The organism is Tsukamurella ocularis (assembly GCF_965138335.1).
Taxonomy (GTDB): Bacteria; Actinomycetota; Actinomycetes; order Mycobacteriales; family Mycobacteriaceae; genus Tsukamurella; species Tsukamurella ocularis_A.
This window is the reverse complement of sequence record NZ_CBCSDV010000016.1, coordinates 42,396-65,752: the sequence shown is the minus strand read 5'-3', so window position 1 is coordinate 65,752 and position 23,357 is coordinate 42,396. Positions and strand designations below refer to the sequence as shown.

Below are 23,357 nucleotides of genomic sequence, written 5' to 3'. Positions count from 1 at the left end.
CCATTAGGCTGGGGGCATGAGTGCCGAGCTTGCCGATATCGATCTCCCCGAGTACGCGGACGTCGTCGCCCGCTACGAGCCCGTCATGGGCATGGAGGTCCACGTCGAGCTCGGCACCGCCACCAAGATGTTCTGCGGCTGCCGCACCGAGTTCGGCGCCGCGCCGAACACCCAGGTGTGCCCCACGTGCCTCGGCATGCCGGGCGCGCTGCCCGTCGTCAACCGCGAGGCGGTGCGCTCGGCCATCCGGATCGGCCTCGCCCTGAACTGCTCCATCCGGCCGAGCTCGGTGTTCGCGCGGAAGAACTACTTCTACCCGGACCAGCCGAAGAACTACCAGATCAGCCAGTACGAGGACCCGATCGCCTACGACGGCCACCTCGACGTCCCGCTCGAGGACGGCACCACCTGGCGCGTGGAGATCGAGCGCGCACACATGGAGGAGGACACGGGCAAGTCGACCCACATCGGGTCGGCCACCGGCCGCATCCACGGCGCCTCGCACTCGCTGCTCGACTTCAACCGCGCGGGCGTGCCGCTGGTCGAGATCGTCTCCCGCCCCATCGAGGGTGCGGGGGAGCGGGCGCCGGAGATCGCCCGCGCCTACGTGACCGCGCTGCGCGACCTGCTCGCCTCCCTCGATGTCTCCGACGTCCGCATGGACCAGGGGTCCATGCGCTGCGATGCGAACGTCTCGCTCAAGCCGGTCGGACGGGCCGAGTTCGGCACGCGCACCGAGACCAAGAACGTCAACTCGCTGCGGTCGGTCGAGGTCGCCGTGCGGTACGAGATGCGGCGCCAGGCGGCCGTTCTCGACGGTGGCGGTGAGGTGGTCCTCGAGACCCGGCACTTCCAGGAGGGCGACGGCACCACCACGCCCGGCCGCCCCAAGGAGACCGCCGACGACTACCGGTACTTCCCGGACCCGGACCTCGGCCCCGTCGCGCCGCCGGCGGAGCTCGTCGAGGAGCTGCGCGCGACGATCCCCGAGCTGCCGTGGTTGCGCCGCGCGCGGATCCAGTCCGATTGGGGCCTCTCCGACGAGGTCATGCGCGACCTGATCAACCTCGGCGCCATCGACCGGATCATCGCGACCGTCGACGCCGGTGCCACCCCCGACGCCGCGCGCTCGTGGTGGGGCAGCTTCCTGCCCCAGCAGGCCAACACCCGCGGCGTCGAGCTGGAGGCGCTGGCCATCTCGCCCGCGCAGGTCGCCCGCGTCATCGCCCTGGTCGACGAGGGCAAGCTCACGAGCAAGCTGGCGCAGCAGGTCATTGTGGGCGTGCTCGACGGCGAGGGCGAGCCCGACGAGGTCGTCGCCGCCCGTGGCCTCGAGGTCGTGCGCGACGACGGTGCGCTGCAGAAGGCCGTCGACGAGGCGCTGGCCGCGAACCCCGACATCGTGGACAAGATCAAGGCCGGCAAGGTGCAGGCCGCGGGCAAGATCGTCGGCGACGTCATGAAGGCCACCCGCGGCCAGGCGGACGCCGCCCGCGTCCGCGAGCTGGTCCTCGCCGCCTGCGAGTGATGTCGGACCGGTTCCGCATGCCGCGCCGGCGTCGCTGATCACGACGTCCTGGCCCGTCTCGGGGCCCGTTGGCTCAGTCGTCGGGTCAGTCGGGACCTTCGCCGTTCGAGGCGGGGTCCGGGGGTGTCAGGAGCACGACCCGGTCGTCGGTGGGGGAGGGGGTGCCCACGGCCTTGTTGACGGTCCCGGCGAGAACGGTCTTGGGGTCGGAGCCTCCTCCTATCCGGCCGAACGATCCGAAGGTCCGCCCCTGTTCGACGTTCATTCTGATCGGATCCTGCTCCGCAGTCGCGGATCCTGGCTTGAGTTTGATCCAGTAGACGTTGTCTGCTCCGCGCTGCGAGACGCCGACCCAATCGCCGGCGACTCCGCAGCCGAGAGCTCCCGGGCGGTCCGCCCAGGTCCAGACGGTTTCCGCCGGGCGCGCCGGATACACCACGCGGAGTGTGTCGCCGGAGCGACCGTTGTCGTCGGCGACGTACAACGGGGCGTTGGATTCGCCCCACTGTTGGCAGAGCGAGGAGCGGACGCCGCCGTTGTTGGCGAGGACGCGGGCCGTGGCAGGTTGGTTCGGTCCGTGCCCTTCGAGCAGGAACACCTTTCCGGCGAGCGAGTTCGGGTCAGCGGCGGCCGCGGGGTCCCCGGCATTACCTGACGCCACTACGAGCCCCTGACGGGTCCACAGGAGTGAACCCATATTGCCGGTCCGCCCCTTGGGGATGCCGGTGAAAATTACCTTCGGGGCATCGCCCTGAGTGACGCGGACGACGCGGTTGTCGGTCGGCGTCGAGATGAGCGCGAAGATCAGCCGGTCCTCGTCATACGTCGGCGACAAAGCGATCGACGAAAGGCCGCCGTCGCCAGACGTGTCCACGTCCAAGCGCAGCATTTCTCGGCTCGGCTGATCCGTCGTCGTGTAGGTGATGAGGCCGTTCCTCTGGGCCACGATCGAGTGCTCCGCCGTGTCCGTTGGAATGATGGTCGTCGGTGTGTCGAGGCACGTGGCCGTAACGGCCCGATCCATGTCGACGCACGGTCCGGGAAACTTCGGTTTCTGGCTCGGCGTCGTCGGCCGCTTCGTCGTCGTGACCTGGCCCGTCGGCGGCCCGGTGAAGGGTGCGGCCTCGCTGCCGGAGAAGTCGGCGCACCCCGCCAGCAGCGCTGCGGCCGTCGCGACCACGACGGCGCGCCGCGCGCCGGAACGCGCGCGCCGGGTCCCCACACTCATGCCGCCACCCTACCGATCGGGCCCCGCCGCGGTTCGCTCCCGGCCCGCGACGCGTTCGCACTCTAGGGTGGTTTCCGTGAGTGACAAGGACGGAACCGAGAACGAGACCAGCGAGGGTGCGGGCGAGTCCCCTTTCGACTTCCGATCCACGGGCGAGCTGCCCCGGTTCGGCGAGCGGCACCCCACGGGCGGGTTCATCCTGGACCCCCACGACGATTCGGACACGGGCATCGGGCCGGTGCTCCCGCGCTACCGCGACGAGCCCGCGGGCACGTCGGCGGACACGACCCCGGCGACGCCNGCCGCCTCNCCGGCTGCTGCGAGCACGCCCTCCGCGGCGGCCGCNTCGTCGGCGGCGGGCGGCGACGAGCCGACGGCCTCCGTGCCCGACACCAGTGACCTCGCCGCCGCGATCGCCGCGGCGAATGCGGCCACGGCCGCGATCTCCACGTCCGGCACCCCGGGGAGCCCGGACGCCGAGACCGAGCGTGCCGACCTCTCGAGCGACGAACGCGACGAGTTCGGCAAGCGCTACAACCGCCGACGGGGCCGCGAGCGCGCCGCGCAGGCCCGCGCCGAGGCGGAGGGCATCCCGCTGGAGTCCGCGGCCACCGAGCCGATCGCACCCCCGCCCGGCCGCCGGTTCGGCAAGCCCGTCGCCGACGTGCCCGCCGAGCTGGAGGAGGCGCGCAAGGCCGCCCGCCGCGGCACCACCGACCTCGGGCTCCTCGTGCTGCGCGTGGCCGTCGGCGTCATCCTGGCGGCGCACGGCATCCAGAAGCTCTTCGGCATCTGGGGTGGCCCCGGCATCGACGGGTTCGCCGCCTACCTGCAGAACGGCAGCGACCCGTCGCTCGGCTTCGAGCGGTTCACCAAGGTCATCTCCATCGCCACCGGCGTCGTCGAGCTGGGCGGCGGCGCGATGCTGATCCTCGGCCTGCTCACCCCGATCGCCGCCGCGGGCGCGGTGGGCGTGATGCTCTCGGCGACGCTGTTCAAGCTGACGACGGCGGGCAACGGCTTCGTCTTCTTCGCGCAGGACAAGGGCGTCGAGTTCGAGCTGCTGCTCCTGTTCGCGGCGGTGGCGATCATCCTCACCGGCCCGGGCAGGATCTCGCTGGACTTCAACCGGGGCTGGGCGCGGCGTCCGCACATCGGTTCTGTCGTGTGGCTGATCATCGCGGTCGCCGGGGCGGTCACCGTGTGGATCCTGCTCAACGGCGCGAACCCGCTGGTCAAGCAGTAGCCGGTCGTCAGCTCGGGGGAGCCGCGGAGGCCTCGCGCAGCGGCGCACTCAGCGCTGCGCAGGCGTCCAGCAGCGCGGCCCTCGTGGCGGGATCGGTCAGTACGTCGGCCCGTACCGACGGGGCACCGACAGCGACGGCGAACGTCGGAGGATGACCGGCCTCGGCGGGCACCGCCATCCCGATCGCCGAGATGCCGGCCTCCGTGAGCCCGAAGTTCAGGGCGTAGCCGTGCGCGCGGACCTCCGCGAGTTCGCCGATCAGCGACTCGAGATCCGGCGCCGAGAGCTGGATGCCCGTCCGGCGCGCGGCCGACCCCGTGTACATCCGGCGTACCGGGGCATCGCCGAACGCCGCGAGGAGGGCCTTGCCACCGGACGTCAGGTGCGCCGGCAGGACGGTTCCGGTGCGCTCCCCGACCCGCAGCCGCTGGCGGGACTCGATGGAGCCGACGAACTCGACGCTGGCACCAGCCCGGCGCAGGAGCGAGACGGTCTCCCCGGTGGTGTGCGCGAGATCGGCGAGCGGCCCGGCGATCGGCGCGGGGAGACCGGCTACTCCCGCCACCCCGCGGCGGCCGTTGAGGATCGGCCCGGGGACGTACCTGCGTGCGGCGTCCTGACTCGCGAACCCCCGGTAGACGAGGGTGGAGAGGAGACGGTGCGCGCTCGACGGTGCCATACCGAGGTGCTCCGCCACCTGTTGGACCCGGACGCCGTCGGGTTCGGCCTGGAGCAGGAGCAACAGCTGCAGGGTGTTGTCCGCCGCCCGCACCGCGTACTCGGGGCGTTTGACGACCGTGAACCGTTGCACGAGACCGAAGCTACCCCTCGAGGCGTCGTGCGGCCCCATCTCAGTAGAGGGCCCCGGCGGCGGGACCCACGGGAATCCGCAGCAGGAACGGCCGCCGGCCGGCGATCGCCGTCGCGGCGATGGACCGGACCTCGTCGGGGGTGCCGGCGGTCGCGGCGCCGACCCCGAACCCCCGGGCGAGTGCGGTCGGATCGACGCCCGGGAGGTCGAGGCCGGGGGCGTCCGGCACCCCGAGGCGCCCTCCGAACGCCTTCATCGCCGCGTACCCGCCGTTGTCCAGCACCGCGAAGAGCACGCCCGCGCCGTGCTGCGCCGCAGTCCACAGGGCTTGTACCGAGTACAGGCTCGATCCGTCGCCGATGACGCACACCACCGGGCGGTCGGGGTCGGCGAGGGCGATGCCGACCGCGGCGGGCATGCCCCACCCCAGTCCGCCGCTGGCGGCGACGTGGAAGTCCTGCCCACTGCGGATCGGCAGGTGCGCGTGCATCGCGTTGCGGTGCGTCGGCGCCTCCTCCACGATCCGCGCATCGTCGGGGAGCACGGCGGCGATCGCGGCCAGCGCGGCCTCGGGGCTCAGCGTCCCGGCGGCCGGTGGGGCGGCGGCGTCGTCCCGGGTGCGGCCCGACGGTGCGCGCAGCGGCACGGTCCCGGCCGCGGCGGTCAGCCGTGCCAGCACGCCCACCGTGCTCGCCGGTGGGGCGAGCAGGGAGGTCCCCGCCAACGCCCGGGACGCGTCGCCCGGGTCGTCGGTCACGTGCCACAGCCGGGTCCCGGGGCGGATGACGGGCCCGTCCGACGGCACGTGGAACGTGAAGACGGGCGCTCCCGCGACGAGAACCACGTCGTGTCCGTCCAGCGCCGCGCGCACGCCCTCGGCGAACGGGGGCAGGAACCCGGCGAAATGCGGGTCGTCCTCCGGGAACGCCGCCCGGTCGGTGAGCGGGGCGGCGTACACCGCCGCACCCAGCGACCGCGCGAGCGCGACCGCGGCGCCGCGCCCTCCGCCGGCTTCGACGGCGCCGCCGAGAACGAGCGCCGGGTGATGGGCTCCGGTGAGATCGTCGACGAGCTCGGCGAGCGCCGAATCGGCGGGGAGGAGCAGGCCGCGTGCGGCGCGCCGCGGCGCGACCTCACCGCCGGGTTCGTCCCAGTCGTCCTCGGGGACGGACACGAACACCGGTCCCGCGGGAGGCGCCGCTGCGAGATCGATGGCCTGGGCGAGGAGCTCCGGGACGTCGGCCGCGCGCGCGGGTTCGATCGCATCTTTGACGTGCGGCCGCGGAAACGCCGCCGCGTCCTGCGCCTGGAGATACGGCGCGTGGGGCAGCAGCGAGCGGGTCTGTTGGCCCGCGAGCACCACCAGCGGGGTCCCGTTCCGCGCCGCGGTGAACAGGCTGCCCAGGCCGTGCCCCAATCCCGACGCGGAGTGGACCATCGCGAGTCCGACGCCGCCCGTCGCGCGGGCATGACCGTCCGCCATCGCGATCACCGAGGCCTCCTGCAGGCCGACGACGTATCGGAGGTCGGCGGGGAAGTCCCGGAAGAAGCGCATCTCGGTCGATCCGGGGTTGCCGAAGACGTGCGTGATGCCGCGGTCCTGGAGCAGCTGGTGGACGATCTCGCGCACGGTGCGGTTCACCGCGACGTCCCCGAGTCCGCGAGCATCGCCCGGGTCACGTCGGTCGTCGATGCCGCGCCGATCAGCGCAAGAGCCCGATCGATCTCCGCTCGAAGGAGGTCGAGGACCCGGGTGACGCCCTCCTCGCCGCCGACGGCGAGACCGTACATCCACGGGCGGCCGATGAGAACGGCCTCGGCACCCATCGCCAACGCCATGAGGACGTCGGTGCCGCGGCGGACACCGCCGTCCATGAGGACCGTCGCCACGTCGCCGACCGCGGCGACCACCTCGGGGAGCACGTCGAGGGACGCGGGTACGCCGTCCGCCTGCCGGCCACCGTGGTTCGAGACGATCACGCCGTCCGCCCCGCAGTCGACGGCGAGCCGCGCGTCGGCCGCGCCCAGTACTCCCTTCACGAGCAGCGGACCGGTCCAGTGGTCGCGGGTGCGCCGGAGGTCGTCCCAGGAGTACGCGGGGTTGAGCAGGTCGAGGTTCAGCTGCGCGAGTGACGCCGCGCTCGATCCGCGTTCCGCCGACAGCCCCACCAGGTGCGCCATGGTGACGCGGGGGCCCGTGAGCACCCTGGCCGCCCAGCGCGGGTGACGCAGGACGTCGAGGGCGGACGACGGGGTCGGGCGTACGGGGATCGTCATCCCGTTGCGGTAGTCGCGTTCCCGTGCTCCGGTGACCGGAACGTCGAGCGTCACGACGAGGGTGGTGCAGCCCGCTGCCCGGGCTCGGTCCATGAGCGCCGACGTGAGCATCCGATCGCGCCACGGATACAGCTGGAACCAGGGCGGTACGCCCGATCCGCGGGCCACCTCGTCCACCGGTACCGACGCCGCCGAGCTGAGTACCGACTGTGTGCCCGCGGCGCGGGCGCCGCGGGCCGCGGCGAGTTCGCCGTCCCGCCCCGCGAGGCGCGACAGCCCGGTCGGGGCGAGCAGGACCGGGAGCGAGAGGGTCTCGCCGAACACCGTGGTGGCCTGGGATCGCGTAGCGGCACCGCTGAGCAGCCGCGGGGCGAGCGTGCGATCGGAGAAGGCACGACGATTGGCGCGCAGGGTGCGCTCATCCTCGGCACCGCCGTCGATGAAGTCGAAGATCATGCGGGGGAGCCGCTTCCGGGCGGCGGTGCGGTAGTCCTCGACGGTGATCAGAGCGGTCATCATTCCTCGTCTCGGGAGGCCGCCGGGGTGCGGGGAACGGCGAGGAGGGTCACCGCGGCGGCCGCGGCGCATCCGGCGAAGAAGAGGAACCCGAGCGAGGCGCGACCGTCGGCGACGATGAGACCGATCACGATCGGGCCCAGGATCGTGCCGATCCGGCCGGCGCCGAGCGACCATCCCAGCGCTCGCGCGCGGGTGGCGGCGGGGTACGAACGGCCGACGTACCGGTTGATCAGGATCTGCCCGCCGTGGCCGCCGACCCCGGCGAGGGCCATCGCGACCAGCAGCGGCGGCTGCGGAAGCTTGATCAGCAGCACTGTGAGCACCACCGCGAGGCACAGGTAGGTGCCCACGACCACCTTCTTCGATCCCCATCGATCGGTGGCGAGTGCGATGAAGATCGAACCGATGATCGCGCCGATGTTGAGGATGAGGAGGAACCGCAGTGCGGAGCCCAGGTCGTACCCCATGTGTCGCATGATCCCGGGGATCCAGGTCCCGAGTCCGAACCAGGTGAGGAGCCCGAAGAACGAGGCGACGGCGAACAGGGCCGAGGCCCGCCGGTAGTCGGTGCTGAAGATCCCCGGTGTCGGGGAGCCGTCGTCGGCGGCGGGCGGGGATGCGGGCCGCGGCAGGCCGAACCGCTCACGCAGGACGTCGGCACGGGCGAGGCGTCCCCGGTGCTCGAGAAACGTGATCGACTCGGGCAGTTTCCACAGGACGATCGGGAGGATCAGCACAGCGGGAACGACGGCGACGAAGAAGACCCAGTTCCAGCCGAGCGACGGGATCACCGTCATGCCGGAGACCGCGGCCAGGACACCGCCGATCGGCACTCCGGACAGCATGAGCGTGTACGACAGGGTGCGGTGTTCGGGGACCGCGTACTCGAGCGTCAGCGCCGACGTCGACGGCACGATGGCGCCGATGCCGATACCGGCGAGAAGGCGGAGGAGACCGAGTGTTGCGGGCCCATCGGCGAACCCGCAGAGGAAGGTGAACACCGAGAACCACACCAGCGAGCCGATGGCCACCGGACGCCGCCCGATGCGGTCCGACAGCCAGCCGGAGGAGAGCGCGCCGACGGTCGCGCCGATGAAGGCGGTGGCGCCGACGAGGCCGGCGTTCTGCGGGGTGAAGCCGGAACCGGGATCTCGCAGAAGCACCGGCAGGACGCTGCCGAAGGAGATGAGGTCGTAGCCCTCGATCACCACCATGCCCCAACAGATGATGGTCACCAGGAGCGAGGCCCGGGCCGCTGCGGACGGCGCAGCCACCCCGCGCTCAGGAGTCGACAGATTGGACATAGGTCTTCACCTCCTGGAACTCGGCGAGCGCCGCGGTGCCGTTGAGACGGCCGAGGCCGCTTTGATCGAACCCACCTTCTTCGAACTGATCGGCCACGACGGCCCAGCCGTTGATCCACACCGTGCCGGCGCGGACGCGTCGCGCCACGCGGGTCGGGCGGTCGACGTCGCGGGACCAGATCGACGCGGCGAGTCCGTACCGCGTCGCGTGGGCGAGGTCGACGGCGTCGTCCTCGGTGTCGAACGACTCGAACGTCGCTACGGGGCCGAAGATCTCCTCCTGCACGACGGGATGCGCCGCGTGGTGCGGGGCGAGCAGGGCCGGCGCGACGAATGCGCTCTCCGGCCCGCCGAGCTGCCCGCCGCGGACGATCACGTCGACTGCCGGGTCCTGCTCGGCGTCGCTGAGGATCCGCTCGACCCGACGCGCGTTCGCGGCGTCGATCATCGGACCCATGGCGCTGTCGGGTGCATCGCCGGGGCCCGGGCGCACGGCGCCGAGCGACTCGATGAGACGTGCGCGGAGACGATCCCGGATCGACGCCTGCACCAGGATCCTGCTGCCGGCCATGCAGAACTGGCCGGCGAAGGTGGTGATCGCGGCGGTCAGCGTGGGAACGACGGCGTCGAGGTCGGCGTCATCGAAGACGATCATCGGGGACTTGCCGCCGAGTTCGAGCGAGAGTCGCTTGAGGTGCGGGGCGGCGTTCGCCATGATCGTGCGCCCCACTGCGGAGCTGCCGGTGTAGCTGACCACCTCGACGTCCGGTGAGGAGACGAGCCGCTGGGCCAGTTCGGAACCCGACTCGGTGACCGAGTTGATCACGCCGTCGGGAAGGTCGGGAGTGGCGGCGAGGATCTCGTGCAGCAGCCCGTTGACCATGGCGGTCTGTGCCGGCATCTTCATCGCGACGGTGCACCCAGTCGCAAGCGCGGGCGCGAACGACCGCACCGCCAGCACGACCGGGGAGTTCCACGGCACGATGACCCCGGCGACGCCCGCCGCCTCAGCGACCGATCGGATGTGCACCCCGGGCGAGACCTCTGCTGCTCGTCCGTGATCCGCCAGCGCGAGCGCGGCGTAGTAGCGGAGCTTGGGTACGGCGAGTGACAGTTCGAAGTGAGCCTCTCCCAGTACCTTCCCGTTCTCCCGGGCGAGCGCCAGAGCGAGGTCGTCGGTGCGCGCCTCGATGCCGTCGGCGATCCGGGACAATGCCCGATGTCGCCGGCGACGGTCGAGCGGCCAGTCGGAATCGTCGAAGGTGCGCCGGGCCGCCGCGATGGCCGCGTCCGCCTCCGCCGCACCACCGTCGGCGTACGTGCCGAGTTCGGTCCCGTCCGCCGGGGACCGCGACGGCCGGTCGGGTTCTCCGACGAGCGCACCGTCGATCAGATGGTGAGAAGTGGGAAGGGGCATCGTGATTCCTTCGGTCGGAGCGGTATCGGAGCGGCCCGATCAGTGTGATCCACAACGCAGTCCGCACCTCGCAGATTCTGCTCATCAGAATCTTTGGGCCGTCCGCGCAGCGAGAGTCCTACGTTTGCTCGCGAAACCCCGCACCCTCACCCGACGGAGCAGCAGATGTCTTCGACCTCTCCCATTCCCGCGGACGATCCGGGCCTGGCGCAGCTGTACCGGGACTTCGACTCCCGCCACCTCAATCCACTCTGGACCCAGACGGCCGATCTCATGCCCGCGTCGCCGGCGCCGCGGGCGGTGCCGTACGTGTGGCGGTGGTCCGAGCTGTATCCCCTCGCCGAGCGCTCGGGCGATCTGGTTCCGGTGGGGCGCGGCGGCGAACGTCGCGCGATCGCCCTGGCGAACCCCGGCTTGGGTGGGGCACCGCACGTCACGCCCACCCTCTGGGCGGCGATCCAGTACCTCGGCCCGAAGGAGGTGGCCCCGGAGCACAGGCACTCGCAGAACGCCTTCCGGTTCGTCGTGGAGGGCGAGGGGGTGTGGACCGTCGTGAACGGCGATCCGGTCGCCATGCGCCGCGGCGACTTCCTGCTGACCCCGGGATGGCACTTCCACGGCCATCACAACGAGACCGACCACCCGATGGCGTGGATCGACGGACTCGACATCCCCTTGGTGCAGTACACCGACACGGCCTTCTTCGAGTTCGGGTCCGATACGGTGACCGACGACTCCACCCCCGACGTCTCCCGCGCGGAGCGGCTGTGGGCGCATCCCGGCCTGCGCCCGCTCATCGGACTCGACGCGAAGACCAACTCGCCGATCGCGGCCTACCGCTGGGAACACACCGATCGGGCTCTCGCAGCGCAGCTGGAACTCGAGGACGAGGGGCATGCCGCCACCTGCGGCCCCGGACACGCCGCCGTGCGTTATTCGAACCCGACGACCGGGGGCGACGTCATGCCCACCATTCGTGCCGAGTTCCACCGACTGCGCCCGGGGGCGTCCACTCGGCCGCGGCACGACGCGGGAAGCACCGTCTACCAGGTCTTCGAGGGCACCGGGACCGTGCACCTCGGCGACACTGCGACGCGAGTGACCACGGGCGATCTGATCGCCGTCCCGTCCTGGACCCGCTGGGCCTTCGACGCGGAATCGCAGCTCGACCTGTTCGCGTTCTCCGACGCCCCGGTCATCGAGCGGTTGCACCTCAGCCGCACCTACATCCCCGAAGGAGCCTGAACCATGCGCCTGGCCACCCTGCGCCTCGACCGCGGCACCGCCGCCGTCCGCGTCGACACCGATACCGCCACCGTCATCAACGGTTTCGCCGACCTGTCCGACCTGCTCGCCGACCCCGAGTGGGAGGCGCTGGCGCGCGCCGCGTCCGGCGACCGGATCCCCCTCGCCGGCGCGGACTACGCGCCGGTCGTGCCGAGGCCCGGCAAGATCGTGTGCGTCGGTCTGAACTACGCCACCCACATCCGCGAGATGGGCCGGGACCTTCCGCAGCACCCCACGCTGTTCGCGAAGTTCGCCGACGCGCTGACGGGGCCGTACGACGACGTGATCGTCCCCGGTTACGCGGCGGGGGAGCTGGATTGGGAGGCGGAGCTCGCGTTCGTGATCGGCAGGCGGGCCTACCAGGTCGCGGAGGCGGAGGCGGCCGAGTACATCGCGGGGTACTCGGTGATGAACGACTACACCATGCGCGACTACCAGTACCGCACGCTGCAATGGGATCAGGGCAAGAACTTCGAGAAGACGTCGGGCTTCGGACCGGTCCTCGTCACCGACTACACACCCGACACCCGGATCACCGCCACGCTCGACGGGGAGTTGATGCAGGAGGCGAACACCGCGGATCTCGTCTTCGGGCCGGAGGCGCTGGTGGAGTACATCTCCCACATCGTGACCCTCCGTCCCGGCGACGTGATCATCACCGGCACCACCGGCGGGGTCGGCCACGCCCGCAAGCCGCCGCGGCACATCCGGGACGGCGAGACGGTGGAGGTCACCATCGAGGGGATCGGCTCGGTGCGGAACACGACGGTCGTGCGATGACCGGGTTCCGCGAGCGCGAGCTGGCCGACCAGCTGCTGATCGCCCGACGCGGCACGGCCCACTTCGCACGGCACCTCGGCGGCCTCACCGACGCGGAGCTCGACGAGCCCTCCGCACTGCCCGGGTGGAGTCGCCGGCACCTGCTCGCGCATGTCGGATACAACGCGATCGCCCTGTGCCGGCTCATGGACTGGGCCGTGACGGGGACCCGGACCCCGATGTACGAATCCGCCGAGCAACGGGCGCGCGAGATCGCGGAGGGGGCCACGGTGAACGCCGGTGCGCTCCGGAACCTGTTCGACCACTCCGTCGCCCGGCTCGACGAGAAGTGGCGGAACGCGCCACCGGCCGCGTGGTCGGCCACCGTGCAGACCGCGCAGGGGCGTCTCGTGCCGGCCGCGGAGACGGTGTGGATGCGCACGCGCGAGGTGTGGATCCACAGCGTCGACCTCGGGACGGACGCCCGCTTCGCCGACTTCCCCGCCGAGGTCTGCACCACACTGATCGACGACGTGGTGGGCGTGTGGCGGCAGCGGGGCGACGGAGCCGGGCTGGTGCTCTCCAGCCCGGGCAGGGATCCCGTGCCGGTGACCGGGGGTGAGCCCGCCCGCACGGTGGCGGGTCCGGTCGCCGCGGTCGCCCGGTGGGCGACGGGGCGCGGCGGCGTCGGACTGGACGACCCGTCGGGTGCACCCCACGCCCCGCGGTGGCTGTAGTCGTACGCCGCGACGGGAGGGGAGCAACCAGTGATGCCCCGGTCTGTGGGGACCGGGGCATCACTCGTGTGCGGGATCTACCGGGTCACGGCACGTAGCGGACCGCGCCCTTGTCGGCGGAGGTGGCCAGGGCGGCGTAGGCGCGCAGCGCCGTGGTAACGGTGCGCTGGCGGTCCTTGGGCTGCCACGGGCGTTCCGAGGCCTCCATCTTGGCGCGACGGCGCGCGAGCTCCTCGTCGTCGACCAGGACCTCGAGCGCGCGGGTGTGCACGTCGATCCGGATCCGGTCACCGTCCTCGACCAGGCCGATGACGCCGCCCGCCGCGGCCTCGGGGGAGATGTGGCCGATCGACAGGCCGGACGTGCCGCCCGAGAAACGGCCGTCGGTGATCAGGGCGCACAGCTTGCCCAGGCCCCGGCCCTTTAGGAACGACGTGGGGTGCAGCATCTCCTGCATGCCGGGGCCGCCCTTGGGGCCCTCGTACCGCACGACCACGACGTCGCCCGGCTTGATCTCCTTGCCCAGGATCTTCGAGACGGCCTCCTCCTGCGACTCGACCACGACGGCCGGGCCCTCGAAGGTGAACAGGTCCTCGTCGATGCCGGCGGTCTTGAGGATCGCACCGTCGACGGCGATGTTGCCGCGCAGCACGCACAGCCCGCCCTCCACCGTGTAGGCGTGCTCGATGTCGCGGATGCAGCCGCCGGCCGCGTCGGTGTCGAGGCTCTCCCACTGGTTCTTGGTGGAGAAGGGCTGCGTGGTGCGCACGCCGCCGGGGGCCGCGTGGAAGAGCTCGAGCGCCTCGTCGGTGGCCTTGCCGGAGCGGATGTCCCAGTCGTCGAGCCACTTGTCGAAGGACGGCTCGTGCACCGTGTGCACGTCGGTCTCGAGCAGGCCGCCGCGGCGCAGCTCGCCCAGGATCGCGGGGATGCCGCCGGCCCGGTGCACGTCCTCCATGTGGTAGTCGCTGTTCGGCGACACCTTGGACAGGCACGGCACCTTGCGGCTGATCGCGTCGATGGTGCTGAGGTCGAAGGCGACCTCGCCCTCCTGCGCGGCGGCCAGGGTGTGCAACACGGTGTTGGTGGATCCGCCCATGGCGACGTCGAGCGCCATGGCGTTGCGGAACGCGGCGGGGGTGGCGATGTTGCGGGGGAGCACGGACTCGTCGCCGTCGCGGTAGTAGCGCTTCGCGGCCTCGACCACGACGCTGCCCGCCCGCTCGAACAGTGCGCGGCGCGCGGCGTGCGTGGCGAGCGTCGAGCCGTTGCCCGGCAGCGCGAGGCCCAGGGCCTCGGTGAGGCAGTTCATCGAGTTGGCGGTGAACATGCCGGAACAGGAGCCGCAGGTGGGGCACGCGGAGCGCTCGACCTCGCTCAGCCCGGCGTCGTCGATCGCGTCGTTCGCCGAGGCGGAGATCGCGGTGATGAGATCGGTCGGCGCCTTGGCGATCCCGTCCACGATGACGGCCTTGCCGGCCTCCATCGGGCCGCCCGAGACGAAGACGGTGGGGATGTTCAGGCGCATCGCGGCGTTGAGCATGCCGGGCGTGATCTTGTCGCAGTTCGAGATGCACACCAGCGCATCGGCGGTGTGGGCGTTCGCCATGTACTCGACGGAGTCGGCGATGATCTCGCGGCTGGGCAGGCTGTACAGCATGCCGCCGTGGCCCATGGCGATGCCGTCGTCCACCGCGATGGTGTGGAACTCACGGGCCACGCCGCCAGCGGCGCGCACGGACTCGGCCACGATCTCGCCCATGTCCTTGAGGTGCACGTGGCCGGGCACGAACTGCGTGTAGGAGTTCGCGATGGCCACGATCGGCTTACCGAAGTCGCTGTCCGTGAGGCCGGTGGCGCGCCAGAGCGAGCGGGCGCCTGCGGCGTTGCGGCCGACGGTGGTGGTGCGTGAGCGGAGCGGTGGCATGTGCTTCTCGCCTCGGATCTTCGTATCGTGCGGGCTGGTGGAGGAGACGGGCTCCCCATGAACAGGAGAAGACCCGTCCGGCGGGATTTATTCCGCGGTGACGTCGGGGATCCGGCCGCCCGAGGCGACCGCGACGCGGGGGAGCTGGCTGATGGTGACGGCGGGTAGTCGCACCTCGGAACCGTCGGTGCGGACTGCGTACACCGCACCGTTACGTCCGATCCTAATGCCTGCCAGTTCGTCCCAGCCGATCGTGGTGGCGGCGAGGAGCCGGACCGAGCGCACCCCGTCGGGTCCGATGACGGTGCGCACGCGCAGGATCCACAGCGCGAGCAGGACCGGGACGATCAGCAGCAGCCAGCCCAGAATCGCGGCGCCCGTGCCGGCGGCGGTGCCGTCGATGGAGCGGCCCACCGTCCACGGCCCGACGATCGGGGCGAGGCACACGGCGAAGAGGGCGACGCCGAGCAGCGCGATGCGGGGGTGCTTGAACACGACGCGGTCACCGGTGGCGATCGGCACGGCGGTGTCCGCGGTGTGGTCGGTGGTCACGGTGCGGGTCGTGCCGGTCGTGCTCGGTTGCTTCACGGTGCGCTCGCTCATAACACGCATTGTCGCACGCGGCAGCAGAATCCCACTCTATGAGACGTGGGTGCTCACTGGTTTGACGCGACTGCATACCGGGGCCTAGTTTCACTGGTGTGAAACACAGCAACCAGCTCCTCGTAATCGGTCGGCGCGTCAACGCCTGAACCGGTTACCACCGTTTCGCACCAGCATCGACGCGCTACCCTCGCTCAGCTACCGCTGACGGGGGTTTTTTGTTGCCCGGATAGTCTTCGGGCAGCGCCGCCCGCCGATACGTCCATAGAGCAGAGCACCGCAAGAGCGGTGAGAAGGTCACATCGTGAGCGCACCTACAGCTCGGCCCCATCCAGGGCAGAAGCCCGGGGCCCGTAAGCCCGGCGCCGGGATCCCCGGCGCGCATTCCGCCGCCTCGAAGCAGCACGTCGCAGCCGACGTCGCGCACAGCGCCCTCCAGGGCGCCCGCGTCGTGGCCCCCGAGCGCGTCACCGGCGCCCAGTCGGTGGTCCGGTCGCTCGAGGAGATCGGCGTGGACACGGTCTTCGGCATTCCCGGTGGTTGCATCCTTCCGGTCTACGACCCGCTCCTCGATTCGAAGAAGGTCCGCCACGTCCTGGTGCGTCACGAGCAGGGTGCCGGCCATGCCGCCACCGGCTACGCCCAGGCCACCGGCAAGGTCGGCGTGTGCATGGCGACGTCGGGCCCCGGCGCGACCAACCTCGTCACGCCGCTGGCCGACGCGCAGATGGACTCGGTCCCGATCGTCGCGATCACCGGCCAGGTCGGCCGCCCGCTGATCGGCACCGACGCCTTCCAGGAGGCCGACATCTCGGGCATCACGATGCCCGTGACCAAGCACAACTTCCTGGTCTACGACGCGGCCGAGATCCCGCGGGTCATCGCCGAGGCCTTCTACCTGGCGCAGAGCGGCCGCCCGGGCGCGGTGCTGGTCGACATCCCCAAGGACGTGCTGCAGGAGGACACCGTCTTCTCGTGGCCGCCGCAGATCGACCTGCCGGGCTACCGCCCCGTGACCAAGCCGCACGGCAAGCAGATCCGGGAGGCCGCGCGCCTCATCGCCGCGGCCGCGTCGCCCGTGCTCTACGTCGGCGGCGGCGTGCTCAAGGCCGAGGCCTCGGACGAGCTCCTCAAGCTGGCCGAGCTGACCGGCATCCCCGTCGTCACCACCCTGATGGCGCGGGGCGTCTTCCCCGACAGCCACCAGCAGCACATGGGTATGCCCGGCATGCACGGCACCGTCGGCGCCGTCGCCGCGCTGCAGCGCTCCGACCTGCTGGTGACCCTGGGCGCGCGGTTCGACGATCGCGTGACCGGCAAGCTGGACTCCTTCGCGCCCGACGCGAAGGTCATCCACGCCGACATCGACCCGGCGGAGATCGGCAAGAACCGGTTCGCGGACGTCCCGATCGTGGGCGACTGCAAGGAGGTCATCGCCGAGCTCATCGCCGCGATCTCCGAGGACCGCGCCACCATCGCCGCCCCGGACCTCACCGCCTGGTGGGAGTACCTGAACGGCATCCGCGCGACCTACCCGCTGGCCTACAACACCCCGTCCGACGGTGCGCTGAGCCCGGAGTACGTGATCGAGCGCCTCGGCGTCGCCGCGGGCCCGGACGCGGTCTACTGCGCGGGCGTCGGTCAGCACCAGATGTGGGCCGCGCAGTTCGTCAAGTACGAGAAGCCGCGCACCTGGCTGAACTCGGGCGGTCTCGGCACGATGGGCTACGCGGTCCCCGCGGCCCTCGGCGCCAAGATGGGCGCGCCCGAGAAGGAGGTCTGGGCGATCGACGGTGACGGCTGCTTCCAGATGACCAATCAGGAGCTCGCCACCGCCGCGATCGAGGGCGCGCCGATCAAGGTCGCCGTCATCAACAACGGCAACCTCGGCATGGTCCGCCAGTGGCAGACGCTGTTCTACGACCAGCGCTACTCCAGCACCGACCTGTCCACGCACTCGATGCGGATCCCGGACTTCGTCAAGCTCGGCGAGGCCATGGGCTGCGTGTCCTTCCGCTGCGAGCGCGCCGAGGACGTCGACGCGATCATCGCGCAGGCGCGCGAGATCAACGACCGCCCGGTGGTCATCGACTTCATCGTGGGCGCCGACGCCCAGGTGTGGCCGATGGTCGCCGCCGGCACCAGCAACGACGAGATCATGGCGGCGCGGGACATCCGTCCGCTGTTCGACGAGGACGACGCGGCCGACGAGCCGGCCGTCATCCACGCCGCGATGGAGCGTCCCGACGCTGCGACGCTGCCCGGGGAGGAGCAGAAGTGAGCACCACGCACACGCTGAGCGTTCTGGTCGAGGACCGTCCGGGCGTGCTCGCCCGCGTCTCGTCCCTGTTCTCCCGCCGCGGCTTCAACATCGAATCCCTCGCGGTGGGCGGCACCGAGCTCAAGGGCGTCAGCCGCATGACGATCGTGGTCACGGTCGACGAGCTGCCCCTCGAGCAGGTCACCAAGCAGCTGAACAAGCTGGTCTCCGTGCTCAAGATCGTCGAACAGGATTCGACGACCTCCGTGGCGCGCGAGCTCATGCTCATCAAGGTGCGCGCGGACGCCACCTCGCGGGGCCAGGTCACCGACACCGTCGACCTGTTCCGTGCCAAGATCGTGGACGTCTCGCCCGACTCGGTGACCATCGAGGCCACCGGTACGCCGGACAAGCTCGACGCGCTGCTGGCCGTCCTGGATCCCTTCGGGATCCGCGAGATCGCGCAGTCCGGCGTCATCGCGCTGGGCCGCGGTCCGAAGTCGATCACCGCGACCCGCTAACTTCACTACTGCAGAAAACCAAGAAGGGACACCGAACCACAGTGGCAATCGAACTGTTCTACGACGAGGACGCCGACCTCTCCATCATTCAGGGCAAGAAGGTCGCCGTCATCGGCTACGGCTCGCAGGGGCACGCGCACTCGCTGAGCCTGCGCGACTCCGGCGTCGACGTGCGGATCGGCCTCAAGGAGGGCTCGAAGTCGCGCGCCAAGGCCGAGGAGCAGGGCCTCACCGTGGGCACGCCCGCCGAGGTCGCCGCGTGGGCCGACGTGATCATGCTGCTCGCGCCCGACACCGCGCAGGCCGAGATCTTCAAGGCCGACATCGAGCCGAACCTCAAGGACGGCGACGCGCTGTTCTTCGGTCACGGCCTCAACATCCACTTCAAGCTGATCGAGGCCCCGGCCAACGTCACCGTCGCGATGGTCGCCCCCAAGGGCCCCGGCCACCTGGTGCGTCGTCAGTTCGTCGACGGCAAGGGCGTGCCCGCGCTCATCGCCGTGGACCAGGATCCGACCGGCAACGGCCAGGCCCTCGCCCTGAGCTACGCCGCCGCGATCGGTGGCGCCCGCGCCGGCGTCATCAAGACCACCTTCAAGGAGGAGACCGAGACGGATCTCTTCGGCGAGCAGGCCGTGCTCTGCGGCGGCACCGAGGAGCTCGTCAAGGTGGGCTTCGAGGTGCTGGTCGAGGCGGGCTACGCCCCCGAGATGGCCTACTTCGAGTGCCTGCACGAGCTCAAGCTCATCGTGGACCTCATGTACGAGGGCGGCATCGCTCGCATGAACTACTCGGTGTCCGACACCGCGGAGTTCGGCGGCTACCTCTCGGGCCCGCGCGTCATCGACGCCGACACCAAGAAGCGCATGCAGGACATCCTCACGGACATCCAGGACGGCACCTTCGTCAAGCGTCTCGTCGCGAACGTCGAGGGCGGCAACAAGGAGCTCGAGGCCCTCCGCAAGGAGAACGCCGAGCACCCGATCGAGGTCACCGGCAAGAAGCTGCGCGACCTGATGAGCTGGGTCGATCGTCCGATCACCGAGACCGCCTAGGTCTCACGGCACCACCTCGAGAGCCCCGCCGGGCAGCATGTCCGGCGGGGCTCTTGCGTGTCCGGGGGAGCCCCGCTACGCTACTGAACATGTTCAATGAACGCGTTCAGTCGCGGGCGGAGGCCAAGGCCGGCACCCGCGCGCGGGTGCTCGCCGCCGCGGACCGTTCGTTCCGCGCGCACGGATTCGCGGGCACGACGGTGCGCGGCATCGCCGCCGACGCCGGCGTCAGCGTCGGGACGGTGATGGGGGTGGGTGACAAGGACGCCCTGCTCATCGCCATCGTCGACGACTGGATCGCGGCCGTGCACGCGGGCCGCGAGCCCGCGGTGGCGCTGCCTGCGCTGACGCCGGGGGAGGCGACGGTGCGGCTCGTCGAGGTCGTCCGGCCCTTCGTCACCTACTTCAACGCCGACGGTGACCTCTCCCGGGAGTACGCCGCGGTCCTCGCGCGGGGTGAGCACCGCTCGCGGACGTTCGGCGACCTCGGTGACGAGCTACAGGCCGACTTCGAACAGGTCTTCGCCGCCGCCGGATGCGGCGACCCCGGCGCCGCCGCGCGCACCCTCTACGCCGTCTACATCGGCCTGCTGTTCGCCACCTCCGGCGGCGCGCTCACGCGGGAGGTGGCGGCGGAGCGCCTCGTCGAGGCGATCGGACAGATTCTCGGACAAGGAGTACCGCAATGACCACCGGTTTCATCGATGTGCCGCACTGGCCGTGGCTCACCGTCGCGCTCGCCGTCGTCCTGCTGGGCGACGCGGTGATGTCGCTCCGGCCGCCCGCCTTCATCCGCGACTGCCTCGACGGGGTGCGGTTCCCGCGCGACTGGTGGTGGACCCTCGTCGTGATCAAGCTGGTCGCGGTCGCGGGGCTGCTCGCCGGCCTGGCGTACCCCGGCGTGGGTGTCGCCGCCAACGCGGGCGTCGTCGCGTACTTCGTGTGCGCGGCCGTCGCCCACCTGCGCGCCGGCTTCCTCGGTTCCACGTTCTGGGTGAACTGCCTCGGCATGCTGGCCTTCTCGGCCGGCGTGCTGATCCTGTCGTACGTGTAGCTGGTCGCCGAAGAAACCAGCACCGCTGATTGATAGTGATAGGGTGAGGGAAATCGGCTATCAATCTCTCATCGAGCAAGCAACGGAAGCGAGCAGCGGATGCGACTGGCACTCACGCATATGAGCCGCACCATGGGGGATCCGTTCCCCGGTCAGGCCGAGTACGAGCAGACGCTGACGGACCTCTCCGAGGCGTCGGTGCGCCGGAACTTCGACCCGTACCTCGACATCGACTGGGACGCGCCCGAGTTGGCCATCGTCCCCGACGATCCGCGCTGGGTGTGCGACTCCCGCTTCGATCCGATCGGCCGGCACCCGTGGTACCAGGCGCAGCCGCTGGCCAAGCAGATCGAGATCGGCATGTGGCGCCAGGCGAACGTGGCCAAGGTGGGCCTGCAGTTCGAGTCGATGCTCATCCGCGGCATCATGCAGTACACGGCGGCCCTCCCGAACAACTCGCCGGAGTTCCGCTACGCCACGCACGAGGCGAAGGAGGAGTGCCAGCACACGCTGATGTTCCAGGAGTTCGTCAACCGCGTGGGCATGGACGTCCCCGGCGGCAGCTGGTTCCTGCGCCGCATCTCGCCGATCGTGCCCCTCTTCGCGACCATGACGCCGCTGTACTTCTACATGATGGTGCTCGGCGGCGAGGAGCCCATCGATCACCTGCAGAAGCAGTTCCTGCGCTCGGGCTCCGAGCAGCACCCGGCCATGAGCTCGATCATGCAGATCCACGTGGCCGAGGAGGCCCGCCACATCGGTTTCGCGCACCAGCTGCTCGAGCACCGCATCCCCACGCGCGGCGCCTTCCCGCGTCTGGTGCTCTCGCTCATGCTGCCGATCACCATGCGCGTCATGGTGACCATGATCATGATGCCGCCCAAGGAGTTCTGGGAGACCTTCGACGTCCCGCGGTCGGTGAAGAAGGACATCTTCTGGCGCTCGGACGAGTCGCAGCAGATGAAGCGCGACGTCTTCGGCGACGTGCGGATGATGGCTGAGAAGTGCGGTCTGATGAACCCGCTGAGCAGGCTCATGTGGCGGATCTGCGGCATCGACGGCCGCATTTCCCGGTTCCGCAGCGAGCCGGCCTACGCCGCGCAGTAGGCCGGCCGCCGCGGAGCGCTACACCGGACGGTAGAACAGGATCTCGGGCTGCGCGATGGTGCGGCTCATGTCGAGCGTCCCGTCCGTGAGCGCCGCGCCGAGCGCCGCCGCGGAGCCCGCGGGATCGTCGGTCTCGATCCGGTACTCCGCCAGGTAGGCGACGGGCAGCTTGTCCGCGGGTGCGAGCTGGGCCTCGGCGAGACGGTAGCGCCGCGCGGACGTCACCCCGGGCACGCGCTCGAGGATCTGCGGCACGTGGACCTCGTCGTACCAGGAGTTGTACTCGTCCTCCACCTCGGGCGAGGCCGCGGCGGAGCGCACCAGCAGCAGGATCTCGGTCATGTGATCTCCGTTCCGGGGCGACGGTGCCCCGATCGTTGGGACTTCGGGTGCTCGGCGCTCAGCGGCCGAGCCGATCGAGTGCGCGGGTGGCGGCGTGATAGCCGCACATGCCGTGGGCGGCGGGCCCGGGCGGGGTGGCGGCGGAGCAGATGTACATGCCGGGGACGCCGAGGTCGTAGGGCGCCGCGGTGATCCGGGGGCCGAAGACGAGTTGGAGCGGGTCCTTGGAGCCGGTGTTGATGTCGCCGCCGACGAAGTTGGCGTTGTAGCGGGACATCTCGGTGGTGGAGCAGACGGCGGTGCCGACGATGCGGTCGCGGAAGCCGGGGGCGAAGCGTTCGATCTGCGCGATGATCGCCTCGGTGGCGTCGCCGGCGTAGCCGTTCGGGACGTGGGCGTAGGACCAGATGGGGTGGACGTCGCCGACGCTGCGTGAGGGGTCGGCGAGGTACTGCTGCCCGACGAGGACGAAGGGGTGTTCGGGCATCCGTCCGGCGGCGATGGCCTTCTCCGTGGCGGCGATCTCCGCGAACTCGCCGCCGAGGTGGACGGTGCTGGAGCGGCGGGCGTCGGGGTTGGTCCAGGGCACGCCGCCCTGGACGGCGAAGTCGACCTTGAACGCGCCGGGCCCGTACCGGAACCGTGCGAAGGCGCGCCGTACCCGGGCGGGCAGCCGGTCGCCGAGGACCGCCGCGACCTGGCGCGGGTCCAGGTCGAAGAGCGTGATGTCGGACGCGGGAAGGTTCGCAGCGGTCACCCGCGCGCCCGTCTCCACGCGGCCGCCCAGGTCCTCGAACTCGGCGAGCAGCGCCGCGGCGATCGCCCCCGAGCCGCCCTCGGCGACCTGCCAGCCGAAGGCGTGACCGGCGGTCAGCATGCCCTTCCCGATCGCCGAGCTCATCGGTTCGTGCAGGGGCCGGAAGGCGTGCGCCGCGACCCCGCCCCACAGGCCCCGCGCCTGCGGCGTGCGGAAGGTGCGGGCGAGCGCTGCAGCGGGGAGAAGCGTGGGCGCGCCGAATCCCGCCAGCGCCACCGGGTGGCGCGGTACGCGCAGCAGCGAGCCCAGCATCGCCGGGCCGATCTTGTCGAAGTTCCGCACCGGCCGGCCGAACAGCGCCCGCCAAGCGGCGCCGTCGCGCCCGAGCGCGGTCGCGGTCTCGTCGACGCCGCGGTGCAGGACCCCCGCCGTGCCGTCGTCGAGCGGATGCACGCACTCGAGTTCCGCCGCGCGCCAGCGCAGCCCGTGCCGCGCGAGGTCGACGGTCGCGAGGAAGGGCGAGCCCACGGCCATCGGGTGGATCGCCGCGCAGTGGTCGTGCACCAGGCCGGGCACGATCGCCTCGAAGGACCGCAGCCCGCCGCCGCGNTCNCCCTG

At 71.0% G+C, this 23,357-nt stretch carries 21 protein-coding genes; 11 read left to right on the top strand and 10 right to left on the bottom strand.

The features are described 5' to 3' along the window. Nucleotides 1–16 precede the first annotated feature (16 nt). Nucleotides 17–1,528, top strand: coding sequence for an Asp-tRNA(Asn)/Glu-tRNA(Gln) amidotransferase subunit GatB (gatB, locus tag ACNAYW_RS15270; RefSeq protein WP_415850528.1), 1,512 nt, complete (start codon nt 17–19; stop codon nt 1,526–1,528). An 85-nt stretch (nt 1,529–1,613) separates the two neighbouring features. Here the strand turns inward: gatB and ACNAYW_RS15265 are convergent, their stop codons facing one another. Beyond that, nucleotides 1,614–2,756 (bottom strand): PQQ-dependent sugar dehydrogenase, encoded by a 1,143-nt coding sequence (locus tag ACNAYW_RS15265; RefSeq protein WP_415850527.1) that lies wholly within the window; start codon nt 2,754–2,756, stop codon nt 1,614–1,616. Between the two features lie 346 nt (nt 2,757–3,102). Here ACNAYW_RS15265 and ACNAYW_RS15260 point away from each other — a divergent pair. Further along, the coding region (locus tag ACNAYW_RS15260) for a DoxX family protein (protein WP_415850526.1) at nt 3,103–4,002 on the top strand (900 nt) is incomplete at its 5' end. 7 nt (nt 4,003–4,009) lie between these two features. Here ACNAYW_RS15260 and ACNAYW_RS15255 read toward each other — a convergent pair. From ACNAYW_RS15255 to ACNAYW_RS15235, 5 genes are read right to left on the bottom strand one after another with little or no spacing between them, the layout of a single operon-like run. Beyond that, nucleotides 4,010–4,813 carry an IclR family transcriptional regulator gene (locus tag ACNAYW_RS15255; protein WP_415850525.1) on the bottom strand — a complete coding sequence of 268 codons (804 nt, stop codon included), beginning with the start codon at nt 4,811–4,813 and terminating at the stop codon, nt 4,010–4,012. Between the two features lie 40 nt (nt 4,814–4,853). Beyond that, nucleotides 4,854–6,455, bottom strand: a complete 1,602-nt coding sequence (gene mdlC, locus ACNAYW_RS15250) for a benzoylformate decarboxylase (protein ID WP_415850524.1) — start codon at nt 6,453–6,455, stop codon at nt 4,854–4,856. Continuing rightward, complete coding sequence (locus ACNAYW_RS15245; protein WP_415850523.1) at nt 6,452–7,606, bottom strand: alpha-hydroxy acid oxidase; 1,155 nt, start codon at nt 7,604–7,606, stop codon at nt 6,452–6,454. Before ACNAYW_RS15245 ends, mdlC begins: the two co-directional genes overlap by 4 nt. Further along, on the bottom strand, nt 7,606–8,913 hold the full coding sequence (locus ACNAYW_RS15240; RefSeq protein WP_415850522.1) for an MFS transporter: 1,308 nt from the start codon (nt 8,911–8,913) through the stop codon (nt 7,606–7,608). Before ACNAYW_RS15240 ends, ACNAYW_RS15245 begins: the two co-directional genes overlap by 1 nt. Then, nucleotides 8,891–10,330: an aldehyde dehydrogenase family protein gene (locus tag ACNAYW_RS15235; protein ID WP_415850521.1), complete on the bottom strand. Its 1,440-nt coding sequence runs from the start codon at nt 10,328–10,330 to the stop codon at nt 8,891–8,893. Before ACNAYW_RS15235 ends, ACNAYW_RS15240 begins: the two co-directional genes overlap by 23 nt. A gap of 165 nt (nt 10,331–10,495) precedes the next feature. Here ACNAYW_RS15235 and ACNAYW_RS15230 point away from each other — a divergent pair, with 165 nt between their 5' ends. Genes ACNAYW_RS15230 through ACNAYW_RS15220 form a run of 3 tightly spaced genes read left to right on the top strand, consistent with a single transcriptional unit; the run spans nt 10,496 to nt 13,113 of the window. Continuing rightward, a complete protein-coding gene (locus tag ACNAYW_RS15230) occupies nt 10,496–11,575 on the top strand; it encodes a cupin domain-containing protein (protein ID WP_415850520.1) in 1,080 nt (359 codons plus the stop codon). Nucleotides 11,576–11,578: 3 nt separating this feature from the next. Further along, nucleotides 11,579–12,397: a fumarylacetoacetate hydrolase family protein gene (locus tag ACNAYW_RS15225; protein ID WP_415850519.1), complete on the top strand. Its 819-nt coding sequence runs from the start codon at nt 11,579–11,581 to the stop codon at nt 12,395–12,397. Further along, nucleotides 12,394–13,113, top strand: a complete 720-nt coding sequence (locus ACNAYW_RS15220) for a maleylpyruvate isomerase family mycothiol-dependent enzyme (protein ID WP_415850518.1) — start codon at nt 12,394–12,396, stop codon at nt 13,111–13,113. The genes ACNAYW_RS15225 and ACNAYW_RS15220 overlap by 4 nt, the downstream gene beginning before the upstream one ends. Nucleotides 13,114–13,198: 85 nt before the next feature. Here ACNAYW_RS15220 and ilvD read toward each other — a convergent pair whose 3' ends face one another. Together ilvD and ACNAYW_RS15210 are read right to left on the bottom strand one after the other, a co-directional pair. Beyond that, on the bottom strand, nt 13,199–15,040 hold the full coding sequence (gene ilvD, locus ACNAYW_RS15215; protein WP_415850517.1) for a dihydroxy-acid dehydratase: 1,842 nt from the start codon (nt 15,038–15,040) through the stop codon (nt 13,199–13,201). A gap of 87 nt (nt 15,041–15,127) precedes the next feature. Continuing rightward, on the bottom strand, nt 15,128–15,643 hold the full coding sequence (locus tag ACNAYW_RS15210) for a PH domain-containing protein (protein WP_415850516.1): 516 nt from the start codon (nt 15,641–15,643) through the stop codon (nt 15,128–15,130). A gap of 304 nt (nt 15,644–15,947) precedes the next feature. Here ACNAYW_RS15210 and ACNAYW_RS15205 point away from each other — a divergent pair, with 304 nt between their 5' ends. The 6 genes from ACNAYW_RS15205 to ACNAYW_RS15180 all read left to right on the top strand — a co-directional run bounded on the left by ACNAYW_RS15205 (nt 15,948) and on the right by ACNAYW_RS15180 (nt 21,640). Continuing rightward, nucleotides 15,948–17,924: an acetolactate synthase large subunit gene (locus tag ACNAYW_RS15205; protein ID WP_415850515.1), complete on the top strand. Its 1,977-nt coding sequence runs from the start codon at nt 15,948–15,950 to the stop codon at nt 17,922–17,924. Further along, on the top strand, nt 17,921–18,424 hold the full coding sequence (ilvN, locus tag ACNAYW_RS15200; RefSeq protein WP_013127475.1) for an acetolactate synthase small subunit: 504 nt from the start codon (nt 17,921–17,923) through the stop codon (nt 18,422–18,424). The genes ACNAYW_RS15205 and ilvN overlap by 4 nt, the downstream gene beginning before the upstream one ends. Nucleotides 18,425–18,432: 8 nt before the next feature. After that, nucleotides 18,433–19,479, top strand: a complete 1,047-nt coding sequence (gene ilvC, locus ACNAYW_RS15195) for a ketol-acid reductoisomerase (protein WP_224646823.1) — start codon at nt 18,433–18,435, stop codon at nt 19,477–19,479. 89 nt (nt 19,480–19,568) lie between these two features. Beyond that, nucleotides 19,569–20,168: a TetR/AcrR family transcriptional regulator gene (locus ACNAYW_RS15190; RefSeq protein ID WP_415850514.1), complete on the top strand. Its 600-nt coding sequence runs from the start codon at nt 19,569–19,571 to the stop codon at nt 20,166–20,168. After that, entirely contained in the window at nt 20,165–20,533 is a 369-nt protein-coding gene (locus ACNAYW_RS15185) for a DoxX family protein (protein WP_415850513.1), read from the top strand. Before ACNAYW_RS15190 ends, ACNAYW_RS15185 begins: the two co-directional genes overlap by 4 nt. Nucleotides 20,534–20,632: 99 nt before the next feature. Further along, the gene (locus ACNAYW_RS15180; RefSeq protein ID WP_415850512.1) at nt 20,633–21,640 is read left to right on the top strand and encodes an AurF N-oxygenase family protein; all 1,008 of its coding nucleotides are present in this window, start codon (nt 20,633–20,635) and stop codon (nt 21,638–21,640) included. A gap of 18 nt (nt 21,641–21,658) precedes the next feature. On the opposite strand, the gene ACNAYW_RS15175 is transcribed toward ACNAYW_RS15180, so the two are convergent. Both ACNAYW_RS15175 and ACNAYW_RS15170 read right to left on the bottom strand, forming a co-directional pair. Continuing rightward, a complete protein-coding gene (locus tag ACNAYW_RS15175) occupies nt 21,659–21,982 on the bottom strand; it encodes a hypothetical protein (protein ID WP_415850511.1) in 324 nt (107 codons plus the stop codon). A gap of 58 nt (nt 21,983–22,040) precedes the next feature. Then, a partial coding sequence (locus tag ACNAYW_RS15170; RefSeq protein ID WP_415850510.1) for a phytoene desaturase family protein occupies nt 22,041–23,351 on the bottom strand: 1,311 nt, incomplete at its 5' end. Nucleotides 23,352–23,357 lie beyond the last annotated feature (6 nt).

Bases quoted from the DNA above. Each gene is read 5' to 3' on its own strand.
- ACNAYW_RS15180 (WP_415850512.1), top strand. From the start codon at position 20,633: ATGCGACTGGCACTCACGCATATGAGCCGCACCATGGGGGATCCGTTC.
- ACNAYW_RS15225 (WP_415850519.1), top strand. From the start codon at position 11,579: ATGCGCCTGGCCACCCTGCGCCTCGACCGCGGCACCGCCGCCGTCCGC.
- ilvD (WP_415850517.1), bottom strand. From the start codon at position 15,040: ATGCCACCGCTCCGCTCACGCACCACCACCGTCGGCCGCAACGCCGCA.
- ACNAYW_RS15190 (WP_415850514.1), top strand. From the start codon at position 19,569: ATGTTCAATGAACGCGTTCAGTCGCGGGCGGAGGCCAAGGCCGGCACC.
- ACNAYW_RS15245 (WP_415850523.1), bottom strand. From the start codon at position 7,606: ATGACCGCTCTGATCACCGTCGAGGACTACCGCACCGCCGCCCGGAAG.
- ACNAYW_RS15185 (WP_415850513.1), top strand. From the start codon at position 20,165: ATGACCACCGGTTTCATCGATGTGCCGCACTGGCCGTGGCTCACCGTC.
- ACNAYW_RS15220 (WP_415850518.1), top strand. From the start codon at position 12,394: ATGACCGGGTTCCGCGAGCGCGAGCTGGCCGACCAGCTGCTGATCGCC.
- gatB (WP_415850528.1), top strand. From the start codon at position 17: ATGAGTGCCGAGCTTGCCGATATCGATCTCCCCGAGTACGCGGACGTC.
- ACNAYW_RS15240 (WP_415850522.1), bottom strand. From the start codon at position 8,913: ATGTCCAATCTGTCGACTCCTGAGCGCGGGGTGGCTGCGCCGTCCGCA.
- ACNAYW_RS15210 (WP_415850516.1), bottom strand. From the start codon at position 15,643: ATGAGCGAGCGCACCGTGAAGCAACCGAGCACGACCGGCACGACCCGC.
- ACNAYW_RS15235 (WP_415850521.1), bottom strand. From the start codon at position 10,330: ATGCCCCTTCCCACTTCTCACCATCTGATCGACGGTGCGCTCGTCGGA.
- ACNAYW_RS15175 (WP_415850511.1), bottom strand. From the start codon at position 21,982: ATGACCGAGATCCTGCTGCTGGTGCGCTCCGCCGCGGCCTCGCCCGAG.
- ACNAYW_RS15230 (WP_415850520.1), top strand. From the start codon at position 10,496: ATGTCTTCGACCTCTCCCATTCCCGCGGACGATCCGGGCCTGGCGCAG.
- ACNAYW_RS15265 (WP_415850527.1), bottom strand. From the start codon at position 2,756: ATGAGTGTGGGGACCCGGCGCGCGCGTTCCGGCGCGCGGCGCGCCGTC.